Genomic DNA, 11970 nt, shown 5'->3' on the forward strand with positions numbered 1-11970 from the left:
TTGGCTGTTTACATGAAGTTAGCTCACCCGAGCGCAGGAAGATGCCGATGATCTCACCTGACCGCCTGCAGCGCTTCGTCGATGCCCAGGAGCCGGTCTATCCTGCCGTGCGCGCTGAATTGCGGCAGGGGCGCAAGACCAGTCATTGGATGTGGTTCATCTTCCCCCAATTGCAGGGCCTTGGCCGCAGCAGCACGGCACAATTTTATGCCATCGCCGACCTTGCCGAGGCAGGCGCCTATCTCGCGCATCCGGTCCTCGGACCACATCTTCTTGAATGCACGGCACTGGTGAATGCCATCCCGGGTGCCGCGATCCATGCGATTTTCGGCAGCCCGGACGATCTCAAATTCCATTCCTCGATGACGCTGTTCAGCAAGGCAGCTGACGACAAGACGATTTTCCAGGCAGCCCTCGACAAATACTTCGCCGGCGCACCGGACCGCGCCACTTTGGCGCTGCTGTGATTGCCCTCTCGTCCTGCGCCCTGCAGCACGCTAAGCTCATGCCCTGATCAGCGCTCTAGGGAGTTTGTGCTTCATGTCCCTTCCCCCGTTTCACCTTGCGTTTCCGATCCATGACATGGCCGCCGCCGAGGCGTTCTATGCGGGCCTGCTTGGCTGCAAGATCGGCCGCCGCGACGTCAAATGGATCGATTTCGATTTCTTCGGCCACCAGATCTCGGCACATTTGAAGCCCGAAGAGACGGCCATCGCCGGCACCAACCAGGTCGATGGCGACAATGTGCCGGTCCGGCATTTCGGCGCCATCCTGCCCTGGAGCGAATGGCATACCCTTGCTGAGAGGCTGAAGGAAGCGAAGGTCGATTTCGTGATCGAGCCCCATGTGCGCTTCAAGGGCGAAGTGGGCGAACAGGCCACCATGTTCTTCCACGACCCCAGCGGCAATGCGCTGGAATTCAAATCGTTCGAAGATCCGGCGCAGATTTTCGCGGTGGCGTGAGCTGCGCCGTTCCATCTAGTTGTCATCCTCCGCGAAGGCGGAGGATCCACGAGTTGCTTTTTTCGGTCGCCGACAAACTCGTGGATGGTCCGCCTTCGCGGACCATGACAAGCGGGGACCGACCTACAGCCTTCTATTCACAAACGCCACCCGCCAGGCGGCGCCGAAGCTTTTGCCTTCGATGTGATCGAGGCGTGTGACCGAGAGATTATCCACCGAGAAACCGAGTGCGCGTTCCGGTTCGATGTTGAGGGCGGCAGCCAGCGCCGCACGGATCGAGCCGCCATGGGCCACCACGACAATGTCCTTGCCGGCGTGCGCCAGCGTCAGGCGCAGCAGCGCCTTTTCGACCCGGTCCACCACATCGGCAAAGCTTTCGCCATTGGGCGGCCGTTCCGTCGCCGGCGCATGCCAGAAGCGGTGATAGGCGCCATCGCGGCTGGCATCGAGTTCGGCATAGGTGAGGCCCTGCCAATCGCCGAAATGCTGTTCCACCAGATCGTTTTCGATCTGCGGCAGGATGGGGTCCAGCCCGCGGCCGCGATGGACGGCGGCCAGGGTCTGATGCGTGCGCTTCAACTGTGTCGCCACCCAGACCGGTGCCACCGGCAGGAACCCCGCCAGGGCCTGGAAGGCCGGTTCGTCGGAACAATCGGCCTCGAGATCGTCCTGGCCATAGATGCGGCCCAGGCTGCCGATCACCGGCGCGTGGCGCACCAGCCAGATTCTGGTTTCAGTGTGGTCCATGGGTCGGGTCGAAACTTTACGTCAGGGTGACGAGGTTGATGAGGATCGCCATCTCCGCCACCTGCTCGACAGCGCCCAGCACGTCGCCGGTATAGCCGCCGAACTTCTTCTGCGCCAGCTTGGCGACGAGCCAGGTGGCGGCGAGTGCCGCAAGGAGCGCCACCAGCGCCGCGATGGGCGCCACCGCCACCACCGCGATCAGCAGGGCGATGGTGAGCGACCAATTGGCAGCGGCCTGGCTGGGCCGCCCGGCATCGACGGCAAGGCCATTGCTGCGCGCGAGGGTCATGCGTGCCATCACCAGCGGCAGGACACCGCGCGCCAGGGTATGGGACGCGACCATGGCGCCTGCCACCAGTTCCGGCGCACCCAGATTGGCGATGGCCGCGACCTTGATTGAGGTCGAGAAAATGAGGGCGAGGCCACCATAGGAACCAAGCCGGCTGTCTCGCAGGATTTCCAGGCGCTTTTCCACCCCGCCCCGGGCGCCCAGCGCGTCGCAGACATCGGCCCAGCCGTCTTCGTGAAGGGCGCCGGTCACGATGCCGGTCGCAGCCACAGCAAGCAATGCCGCCAGCAGACCAGAGAGGCCGATCTCCATGGCCACAAAATAGACCAAGGCGCCGATCAGGCCGACCACCAGGCCGGCCAGGGGGAAGGCGCGGGCGGCTTCGCCCAGGCTCCCGGTCACGGATTTGACCGGCAGTCGCGTGAAAAAGCCCAAAGCGAGCCAGAAATCGCGCACCCAATCCCCGAACGGATTGCTGCGCGGACCTGGATGGGGTTGCGGGTTGGCCGTGGTTTGGCCGTGCGAAGGTCCGGAATCGGCCCCGTTTCCCGCACCTTCAGCGGGCTCGTCATTGGGCGGGGGCTGGTTGGCTTCGCTCATGGATCACTCTCGGGGGATCACGCGGGGGATCGCTTGGGTTAGGGCTGGTTGATATGTGAGGCATTCGGGCGCCGCTGGCAAGCAGTGGCGCCCAGACTGTGGCGCCCAGGGAATGGCGCCCAGGGAATGGCGCCCAGGGAATGGCGCCCAGGGAATGGCGCCCAGGGAATGGCGCCCAGGGGGGCAGTGGCGCGGAAGCGGACCCCAGGCTATAGGACGAGTGGAATTCATCAGGCATCGGCGACGCCACAGGCGTCCCGGGTCGATTTTGGAGTAGGGCGTGATGTTGGACAACCAAGCGATTGCCAGTTTTGCCGAAATGCGGCGCATTGTGTCGGAGTTTCCGGGCCCGGATCTTGAGGCGGCCAAGGAAACCAGTGCGCGCGAAGGCCAATTGACCAAACCCGCAGGCGCCCTCGGCCGGCTGGAGGAACTGGCTGCCTGGCTTGCCACCTGGCAGGGCAAGGCGCCACCCGCCATCAACCATCCGCGCGTCGCCGTCTTTGCCGGCAATCATGGTGTCGCTGCCCTCGGCGTTTCCGCCTTTCCGGCGGAAGTGACGCGGCAGATGGTCTTGAATTTCACCCATGGCGGCGCCGCCGTGAACCAGCTGTGCAAGAACGCCGATGCGGACCTGCGCGTCTATGAAATGTCACTCGATCAACCGACGCAGGATTTCACGCAGGCGCCGGCGCTTTCTGAAGCGGAAACATCGAAGGCCATGGCCTATGGCATGATGGCGGTGGAACCCGGCGTCGATCTTTTGTGCCTGGGCGAGATGGGCATCGCCAACACCACATCGGCATCCGCGATGGCTGCAGCCTTGTTCGGCGGGACCGGCACGGATTGGGCCGGGCCCGGTACCGGCGTCCACGGTGCACAGCTCTCGCGCAAGGCCGAGGTGATCGACCTGGGTCTTGCCAAGCACAGAGCCAGCTTCAACGATCCGCTGGCGATCCTCTCCTGCCTTGGCGGGCATGAACTGGCAGCCATCACCGGTGCCGTCATCGCCGCGCGGGTTGCGCGCGTTCCCGTGCTGCTCGACGGTTTTGCCACCACGGTTGCAGCCTCGATCCTCCTCAAGCTCGACGCCGGCGCGCTCGATCATTGCGTCGTGGCGCACTGCTCGGCCGAGCCCGGTCACAAGCGGTTGTTGGAGAAAATTGCTAAAAAGCCGCTGCTTGATTTCGGCATGCGTCTGGGCGAGGCTTCCGGCGCTGCGCTGTGCATTCCGATTCTGCGCGCAGCAGCTCTCTGCCACAGCGGCATGGCGACGTTTGCCGAAGCTGGCGTGAGCGATAAGGGGTAAGCGTTTCTTCTGACCGTCATCCCCGGGCGAAGACCCGGGGATCCACTGCGGCAGTTGAAGGCGCGGATGCCCGGCCATTCTGGATTCACTAGAGTGGGCCCGGGCATGACGAGTTTAAAGAGGGTAAAGCGCATCTCATGAGCCAAGATCTCGCCCGCGCTTTCCTGCTCGACCGCCTGGGGTTGCGCGGTGCCCTCTGGCCCGCGGCGGAGGCCGCCAAACGCGCAGTCGGCCTTGGCATGATGCAGATCGACAGCATCCGCTCGACCGGCTTGCGCAATCACGAGATCGCCTGGATCTCACGCACCGATGCGCCCATCACCCAGCTCTACGAGCTCTATTACCGCGATCGCGCGATGCTGGAGACGCACTACCCGCTGTTTGCCACACGGCGCGATTGGGTGCCCTTCTTTCTCAAGGACTTTGCCAAGGCGGTCAATCAGGAGCGCCTCAAGGAAATGCGCCCGATGATGCGCAAGGTGAAGCAGCACATCGCCGACAATGGCCCGGTGTCGCCGGCGGATCTCGAAAGCGAGCGCGTCATCGGCGGCTTCAACACCATCAAGGCGACGACGCGGGCGCTGGAATATCTCTATCACACCGGCCAGGTGCAGATCAGCGGACGCAGCAAGAACTTCCACCGCCTGTTCGACCTCACCGAACGCGTGGCGCCCGAGCTGCTGGTGCCGGTCCCCGACTACCGCGCCAGGCATAAGGAATTCTTCGTCCACTCGGCGCTCTCGGTGCTGAAGATCGCGACGCCGCAGCAATTGGCCGAGCGCGTCTCGCACCATGTCGGCACCTGGCGCGGCGGTGGCCTGCCTGTTGCGCGCAAGCTCATTGAAGATGCGCTCGACCACCAGCTCATCGATTGGATCGAGGCGCTGGAAGGCGACACGCATCACCGCTATCTCGCCTTGAAATCCGATCTCGATCATTTCAAGACCAGCTTCCAGCCGCAGGACGAGACCGTCCGCCTGGTGCCGCCGCTCGACAATCTGATGTTCAGCAGGCGGCGCTTCACCGAACTCTTCGGCTTCACCTACAAGTTCGAGGCCTATACGCCGGAAGCGCAGAGGCGCTTCTATTTCGCCATGCCGATCCTCTATCGCGATAAAGCGGTGGGGCTGGTCGACGGCAAGAAGGAAGGCGACGATTGGCGCATCACCGGGCTCGATCTTTATGCCGACGTGCCGGTCGCATCCTTGCGCGCCGCCATCCACCGCTTCGCCCGCATCGCCGGCTGCGCGCGTATCACCGGCAACCGAGGTGTGCCCAAGGCCTTGCGCGCGGGCCTCACGGGCAAGATCGATGGCTGAGGTCGTCGACATCGCGTCGTTGGCAGTGCCGGGCCAGACCCTCCGCACCCGCGACCGGCGCGATGTCGCCATCACCTCGGTCGATCCGGTGAGCGGTCGGATCAGCGGCTTGGTGCCGATGGTGGGGCCTTGTCATTGGCGCCGCGACGGGCAATTCGAGGGGGCGAACAGCGCCGGACCGCTCGACCTGATGCCCCCTAAATCTGCTGCAATTCAGACGCAATCGCACGCATCCCTGGTCGAAAAACTGGGCGATCCGGCGTCCAAGAACGCCTGCTGCGATTGACGGAATCTTTCCGACCTCACCCTCCGATGTGATTATTTCCCTAGCCCGTCATCCGCCTGTCACACATGCCGTGGCACAACCCGGCCCATGTTGCAGACGAAGGTGGATATGAAGCCGGAGCCGCAGGAACGTAGCGAAGCTGAGCTGCGCCCCGCGGACATCGCGGTACCGGAACTGCCGCTGAAGGTGCGCGCCTTCACGCTGACGGCGCGCGACCTTGCCTCCGACGCCCCGACCATCGGACCGGAAACGACTGGCGCCAAGGTGCTGGAGCTCTTCCGCAGCAACAGCGCGCTGCCTCTGCTGGCCGTTACCGATTCTGAGGGCGTGGTCTATGGCGCCGTCGAGCGCGACCGGCTGCTGTCGGTCTTTGCGCAGCCTTTGTGGTTCGATGTCTATTTCAAGCGCTCGATCCAGGCGCTGATGAACCGCCAGCCCTTGGTGGTCGACGCGGAAACACCGCTGGATGAGATCAAGCATCTCATCACCTCAGCGCATCCGGAGGCGATCCAGTCCGGCTTCCTGGTGACTAGGGGCGGCCGGTTCCTCGGCATCGGCACCATGGCGAAGCTCCTTGAGCTTACTGTCGAGCAGAATCAGCGCCGGCTGCAGCAGTTGGACGAGGCGCGGCATGCGGCCGAGTTCGCCGCGAGCTCCCGCGCCCGGTTCCTTGCCACCATGAGCCATGAACTCCGGACGCCGCTCAACGCCATCATCGGCTTTTCCGAACTGCTCCTCGGCCTGCCGGGATCGGGGCGCGATGCGCCGCAGTTGGGCGATTATATCGGCGACATCAGGGGCAGCGGGCAGCATCTGCTCAGCCTCATCAACGACATCCTGGATTATTCCAAGCTTGAGGCGGGTGCGCTGACGCTCAATCCGCATGAAGTCGACCTCAACGGCATGCTGCAATCGGCACTCGGTGTTGCACGCGGCCAGGCGGCGGCGCGCGACATCAGGCTGGAGCTGGCACCGATGCCGCCTTTGTCCATCACCGCGGATGAAAGGCGCCTGCGCCAGGTGGTGATCAATCTTCTCTCCAACGCCATTAAATTCTCACCGAACAATGCGGTGGTCATCTTGCGTGCCCATCGCGATCTTGCCGGATCGCCGGTGATCGAGGTCGAAGACCATGGCATCGGCATCAAGCCGGAAGATCTGGAGCGGGTGTTCGAACCCTTTGTGCAGGTCGAGAATCATCTCAACCGCAAGAATGACGGAACCGGCCTCGGCCTCCCCCTCTCACGCCAGATCATGGCGCTCCATGGTGGTGAGCTGCGGCTGCAATCGACGCCAGGTGTGGGCACCGTTGCCATCATGACCCTGGCGCCGGACGCGCGCTTGGCCCCAGATGCTTTGCCAGGGGTTACTCGCCGACCTGCAGCAGCAGACCCAGCTTGCGCGCCCGCGCAAAGCTGAAGAGATAGATCCCGATGCCCAAGAGGCAAAGGATGGCGTTGAGGCCCACCGCCGCCGCGAAATGATCCCAGCGAAAGATGCCGTCGAAGAGGGCGGCGCGCATGCCTTCGAACACATGGGTCGAAGGCAGGGCGTAGGCAATCATCTGCGCCCAGCCAGGGAGCACCGTGATCGGGTAATAGACGCAGGAAAAGGGCGCCAGCAGGAACACGAGGAACCAGGCCATGTTTTCGGCCGCGAGGCCAAAGCGCAGGATCATCGCCGTCACCAGCAGGCCCAGCGCGCAGCCCATGAACAGCAGGTTGAAGAAGAAGGCGAGCAGCGGGACGCCCAGCGTGAAGATCGAGAAATCATAGAATGGGATGGCAAGCAGCATCGCCGGCAGGACACCGATCGCCGCCCGGATGAAGGCCATGCACAGGAGTGCCAGGATATGTTCGAGCGGTGTCAGCGGCGAGCAATAGAGATTGGCAAGATTGCGCGACCAGAGCTCCTCGAGGAATGAGAGGGAGAAACCGAGCTGGCCGCGGAACAGCACGTCCCACAGCATGACGCCGGCCAGCAGCACGCCGAACGCACCGGCGATATAGGAGCTGTTGGTCGCAAGAAACTGCGAGAGGAATCCCCAGATCACCATCTGCATGGTCGGCCAATAGGCCATCTCGACCAGGCGCGGCCATGAGCGGCGCATGACGTAGAAATGCCGCTGGCACATGGCCCCGACGCGGTTGAGGGAGATGGTGGTCATGCGGCACCGACTTGAGCGGTTGCAGACGCCCCCTCACCCCAACCCCTCTCCCGCGAGGGGAGAGGGGCTATCGGCAAGTTTGGGCAGGCTAGTGCCGCGGCGCGGTGAAAACTCCCTCTCCCCTCGCGGGAGAGGGTCGGGGTGAGGGGGAGCGACTGAGCATACATGGCGAGCATCACGACGCCACCCCAGATACAGATTCCGGCACATCACCGACACGCCGGTCCCGCGCGATATCCAGGAACACTTCTTCGAGGTTCTGGCGGCCGAAGCGGTAGATGAGGTCGTCGGGCGTGCCGCGGTCGACGATCTTGCCTTTGCGCATCATCAGGACCTCGTCGGCGAGGCGCTCGACCTCGCCCATATTGTGGGAGGCGAGCAGGATCGCAGCCCCCTCCTCGCGCTGATAGTTCTCGAGATATCGGCGCACCCAATCGGCCGTGTCGGGATCGAGCGAGGCCGTAGGTTCGTCAAGCAGCAGGAGTTCCGGACGGTTGAGGAGTGCCTTGGCCAAGGCCACGCGCGTCTTCTGCCCCGCGGAAAGGGAGCCGGTCCGGCGATCCAGCAGCCCGTCGAGATCGAGTGCCTTCGCCACCTCCTTGATGCGGCCGGCGACGTCCTTGATGCCATAGAGCTTGGCAAAGATGATGAGGTTCTCGCGCGCCGACAGGCGGTGCGGCAAATCGACATAGGGCGAGGAGAAATTCATCCGCCCCAGCACGCGGTGGCGGTGCCTGGCGATGTCGAGATCAAAGAGCGCGATGTGCCCATTGGTCGGAATGAGCAGCCCGAGGAGCATGGAGATGGTGGTGGTCTTGCCGGCGCCGTTGCCACCCAGCAACGCCACCGTGCGGCCGGCTTCGACCGTGAAGCTCAACCCATCGACGGCTTTCACCGTACCGAAATGCTTTTCCAGCTGTTCGACGCGGATGATGGCACCGGCGATGGCATTCATGTGGGGCATGGACTCGGAAGACTTGGGGAAACGTGCATGAAGACACGGGATCACTTGCCTCTTGATAGCCCATTCCGGCCACTTGTGTAAAATAGGCGGGTTGCAAATCGGCGAGAGGACGCCTTTGATACCCCGCTATGAGTGAGGTTATTTCAGATCCCATGGTAAATCCCGATTCCGGCGGCAGCGAGTCAGGTAGATTCGCCGGCGGCCGCCGGTCGCAGCGCGGTCGCGTGCGCCTGCGGACACTGCTCGCCATCCGCTGGGTGGCGGTGGTGGGCCAGGCCGGATCGCTGTTCTTCGTCAACCTGTTCCTCGGCTATCCCATCCCGCTCGCGCCTGCGATCCTGGTGGTGGCAGCACTCGCGGTGGCGACCCTCGTGCCGCAACTCAGGCGCAAATCCAATGCGCGCCTCACCGACCGCGAATCGGCGCTCTATTTCGCCTTCGACATGGTGCAGCTCACTGTGCTGCTGGCGCTGACCGGCGGTCTCCACAATCCCTTCTCGCTGCTGCTGCTGGCGCCCGTCACCGTTTCGGCCGCGGCCTTGAGCTTTCGCAGCACACTGGGCCTTACCGCACTTGCCATCACCTGCATCAATATCCTGGCGCTCTTCCATCTGCCCCTGCCCTGGCCGCAGGTGCGCTTCGATCTGCCGCCGATCTTCGTCTTTGGCCTGGCCATCGCACTGGGTCTCGCAGCCGTCTTCATTTCAATCTATGTGTTCCAGATTGCCGAGGAATCACGCCGTGTCGCCGATGCGCTGATGGCGGTGCAATCGGCACTCGACCGGGAGCAGCGCATCTCGTCGGTGGGTGCCTTGGCCGCCGCCGCCGCCCATGAGCTAGGCTCACCCTTGGGCACCATCTCGCTCATCGCCAAAGAGCTGACCCGCGACTTGGCCCCCGACTCGCCTTACCGCCCGGATGCCGAATTGCTGCTGAGCCAGGCCGACCGCTGTCGCCTTATCCTCGCGGAGATCGCGGCCCGGCCGGAGCAATCCTCAAAGGACCATTTTCATGTCCTGCCCGCCCCCCTGCTGGTCGAGGTGGCGGCGGAACCCTTCCTGCGCCCATCGGTCGCACTCCGCATCGAAGCCCAGGGCAGCGAAGGCGAACAGGACCCGCCCTTGATGCCCCGCCGGCCCGAAATCATGCACGGATTGGGGAATTTGTTGCAGAACGCCATCGAATTCGCCAAGGAAGAGGTGCAGGTCGCCATCCATTGGACGAAGCAGGAACTCAGCGTCACCATCACCGATGACGGGATCGGCTTTCCGCCCGACCTTCTCGACCGGCTGGGCGATCCCTATATTTCGGCAGCACTCGGCCGGTATGGTGGCAAGCTGGTGGGGCGCGGCGGCGGCTCATCGCAGCAGCGCCAGAACAGGAGCCGCGCCACCAATCGTCGCGAAGGGGATCATATGGGGCTGGGCATTTTCATCGCCCAGAATTTGTTGGAGCGGTCGGGTGGCAACGTCCAGTTCAGCAACAACGATTTCGGCGGTGCCGAAGTGAAAGTGGTTTGGCCGCGCGGCGCCCTGATGAGCGACGCGGCGTAAAGGAATAAGGGACAGAGGCAATGAACGAGACGCCAGATAAAGCTGCCGACAAAGCCGCGGCAACGGTTGGGGTGACGGGTGGCGAAAAGACGCTGCTGATCATCGACGACGATGCGCCCTATCGCCAGCGCCTGGCGATGGCGCTGGAAAAGCGCGGCTTCCAGGTGACCCAGGCCGAAAGCGTCGATGCCGGGATCGCGGCTGCCAAGGCGCATCCGCCGCGCTATGCCGTGGTGGATTTGCGCCTCGCCGATGGCAGCGGCCTCGACGTCGTGCCGGAGATCAAGAAGAGCCGCCCCGATTGCCGCGTCGTCATCCTGACCGGCTATGGCAATATCGCGACCGCCGTCGCCGCCATCAAATCCGGCGCCATCGATTATCTGCCCAAACCCGCCGATGCCGATCAGGTCGAAGCGGCGTTGCTGGAGCATCGTGATGCGCTGCCGCCACCGCCCGAACAGCCGATGACCGCCGACCGCGTGCGCTGGGAGCATATCCAGCGCGTCTATGAACAATGCGACCGCAACGTCTCGGAAACCGCCCGGCGCCTGCGCATGCATCGGCGCACCCTGCAGCGCATCCTGGCGAAATATGCGCCCAGGGCGTGAGGTTTTGTCTCTTGGTCCGCACTCTTCCCCCACGCCTCATGCCCGGGCCCACTCTTGAATCGAGAATGGCCGGGCATCCACACTCTCAACTGCACCAGTGGATCCCCGGGTCTTCGTCCGGGGATGACGATGAGGTTCGGGTTGCATGCTCGGCAAAGGCAGCGCGTTCATGAGTTTCGCTGAGAGCTATGTGGGCAAACTGCGGCAGAAGGTCGGCAATGACCTGCTGTTGTTGCCCGGCGCCAGCTGTTTGTTCGTGGATAAAGACGGCCGCTTCCTGCTGGAACGGCGCAGTGATTTCGGCATCTGGGGAATCCCTGGCGGCAATCCGGAGCCGGGTGAGGATATCGCCACCCTCATACGCCGCGAGATGCAGGAAGAGACCGGCGTCCTCATCGACACGCTGATCCCCTATGGCTTTGCCTCGGATCCCGCCACCAAGACCATCACCTTTCCCAACGGGCATCGCTGCCAGTTCTTCGTGATGCTGTTCTGTGCCGACTGGCCGGCCGGAGTCGTGCCGGTTGCGTCCGCCGAATCCCTGGAGTTTGGCTGGTTCACAGAGGAGAGCTTGCCGGAGGATTGCATGCCGGCCACACGGGCGAGCCTTGCCGCCTATCAGCGCTTCAAGACGACCGGCGTTTTTCAGTTGGTGTGAGGGAACGTCCCTCCCCCTGAAGGGGAAGGGACGACCATGTGGTCTTAGTGATCCTTGCCCAGCTTCGCATCCACGCTCCACGGCCCGGGGCCGGCGAAGATGAAATAGAAGAACACGAAGCAATAGAGGATGGCGGCATCGCCGCCGTTGACGGCCGGATAGAGGCTCTGCGGCGCATGCACCATGAAATAGGCGACGGCCATGGTGCCGGAGGCGAGGAACGCAGCCGGCCGCGTGAAGAGGCCGATGCAGATCAGCGCACCGCAGATGAGCTCGACCCAGCCGGCGATCCAGGGCGGCGAACCGGCGTCGAACACCATGCCGAGATCGGGCACACCGAGATGCTTGCCAAGACCGTGAACCATGAAAACGAGACCCGCGACGATGCGCAGGATGCTCAGGACACGCCCCTCATATGGGCCGAGTTTGTCGCGAAGTGCCATTGGACAATCCCCTTTGTCGTTCGTTGAGACAGGCGGCCCAGATCAGCCGCGTGCTGGCAACCGC

14 protein-coding genes are annotated in these 11970 nt (G+C 63.6%); 9 read left to right on the forward strand and 5 right to left on the reverse strand.

What is annotated here, in order from left to right; all coding sequences use genetic code 11:
* Window positions 1–47 precede the first annotated feature (47 nt).
* Window positions 48–467, forward strand: coding sequence for a DUF1810 domain-containing protein (locus AC1DWZ_RS18595; protein ID WP_477170435.1), 420 nt, complete (start codon window positions 48–50; stop codon window positions 465–467).
* A 73-nt stretch (window positions 468–540) separates the two neighbouring features.
* Complete coding sequence (locus tag AC1DWZ_RS18600; protein WP_477170436.1) at window positions 541–963, forward strand: VOC family protein; 423 nt, start codon at window positions 541–543, stop codon at window positions 961–963.
* Window positions 964–1086: 123 nt separating this feature from the next.
* Here AC1DWZ_RS18600 and AC1DWZ_RS18605 read toward each other — a convergent pair whose 3' ends face one another.
* Both AC1DWZ_RS18605 and cobS read right to left on the reverse strand, forming a co-directional pair.
* Window positions 1087–1710 carry a histidine phosphatase family protein gene (locus tag AC1DWZ_RS18605; RefSeq protein WP_477170437.1) on the reverse strand — a complete coding sequence of 208 codons (624 nt, stop codon included), beginning with the start codon at window positions 1708–1710 and terminating at the stop codon, window positions 1087–1089.
* Between the two features lie 16 nt (window positions 1711–1726).
* On the reverse strand, window positions 1727–2599 hold the full coding sequence (gene cobS / locus AC1DWZ_RS18610; RefSeq protein ID WP_477170438.1) for an adenosylcobinamide-GDP ribazoletransferase: 873 nt from the start codon (window positions 2597–2599) through the stop codon (window positions 1727–1729).
* Window positions 2600–2882: 283 nt separating this feature from the next.
* On the opposite strand from cobS, the gene cobT reads away from it, so the two are divergent.
* The 4 genes from cobT (at window position 2883) to AC1DWZ_RS18630 (ending at window position 6932) form a co-directional block, all read left to right on the forward strand.
* The gene (gene cobT, locus AC1DWZ_RS18615) at window positions 2883–3908 is read left to right on the forward strand and encodes a nicotinate-nucleotide--dimethylbenzimidazole phosphoribosyltransferase (RefSeq protein WP_477170439.1); all 1026 of its coding nucleotides are present in this window, start codon (window positions 2883–2885) and stop codon (window positions 3906–3908) included.
* A gap of 137 nt (window positions 3909–4045) precedes the next feature.
* On the forward strand, window positions 4046–5227 hold the full coding sequence (locus tag AC1DWZ_RS18620) for a DNA glycosylase AlkZ-like family protein (protein ID WP_477170440.1): 1182 nt from the start codon (window positions 4046–4048) through the stop codon (window positions 5225–5227).
* Window positions 5220–5513: a hypothetical protein gene (locus AC1DWZ_RS18625; RefSeq protein ID WP_477170441.1), complete on the forward strand. Its 294-nt coding sequence runs from the start codon at window positions 5220–5222 to the stop codon at window positions 5511–5513. Before AC1DWZ_RS18620 ends, AC1DWZ_RS18625 begins: the two co-directional genes overlap by 8 nt.
* A gap of 87 nt (window positions 5514–5600) precedes the next feature.
* The gene (locus AC1DWZ_RS18630; protein ID WP_477170442.1) at window positions 5601–6932 is read left to right on the forward strand and encodes a sensor histidine kinase; all 1332 of its coding nucleotides are present in this window, start codon (window positions 5601–5603) and stop codon (window positions 6930–6932) included.
* Here the strand turns inward: AC1DWZ_RS18630 and AC1DWZ_RS18635 are convergent.
* Window positions 6880–7680: an ABC transporter permease gene (locus AC1DWZ_RS18635; protein ID WP_477170443.1), complete on the reverse strand. Its 801-nt coding sequence runs from the start codon at window positions 7678–7680 to the stop codon at window positions 6880–6882. The genes AC1DWZ_RS18630 and AC1DWZ_RS18635 overlap by 53 nt on opposite strands.
* A gap of 175 nt (window positions 7681–7855) precedes the next feature.
* A complete protein-coding gene (locus AC1DWZ_RS18640; RefSeq protein ID WP_477170444.1) occupies window positions 7856–8635 on the reverse strand; it encodes an ABC transporter ATP-binding protein in 780 nt (259 codons plus the stop codon).
* Window positions 8636–8772: 137 nt separating this feature from the next.
* On the opposite strand from AC1DWZ_RS18640, the gene AC1DWZ_RS18645 reads away from it, so the two are divergent.
* The 3 genes from AC1DWZ_RS18645 (at window position 8773) to AC1DWZ_RS18655 (ending at window position 11463) form a co-directional block, all read left to right on the forward strand.
* Complete coding sequence (locus AC1DWZ_RS18645) at window positions 8773–10197, forward strand: ActS/PrrB/RegB family redox-sensitive histidine kinase (protein ID WP_477170445.1); 1425 nt, start codon at window positions 8773–8775, stop codon at window positions 10195–10197.
* A 20-nt stretch (window positions 10198–10217) separates the two neighbouring features.
* Entirely contained in the window at window positions 10218–10805 is a 588-nt protein-coding gene (locus AC1DWZ_RS18650) for an ActR/PrrA/RegA family redox response regulator transcription factor (protein ID WP_477170446.1), read from the forward strand.
* Window positions 10806–10974: 169 nt separating this feature from the next.
* Window positions 10975–11463, forward strand: coding sequence for an NUDIX domain-containing protein (locus AC1DWZ_RS18655; protein WP_477170447.1), 489 nt, complete (start codon window positions 10975–10977; stop codon window positions 11461–11463).
* A gap of 44 nt (window positions 11464–11507) precedes the next feature.
* Here the strand turns inward: AC1DWZ_RS18655 and AC1DWZ_RS18660 are convergent, their stop codons facing one another.
* Complete coding sequence (locus AC1DWZ_RS18660) at window positions 11508–11906, reverse strand: DoxX family protein (RefSeq protein WP_477170448.1); 399 nt, start codon at window positions 11904–11906, stop codon at window positions 11508–11510.
* Window positions 11907–11970: the final 64 nt, after the last annotated feature.

The sequence above is a fragment of the Dongia sp. P2_B8 genome, assembly GCF_056404715.1.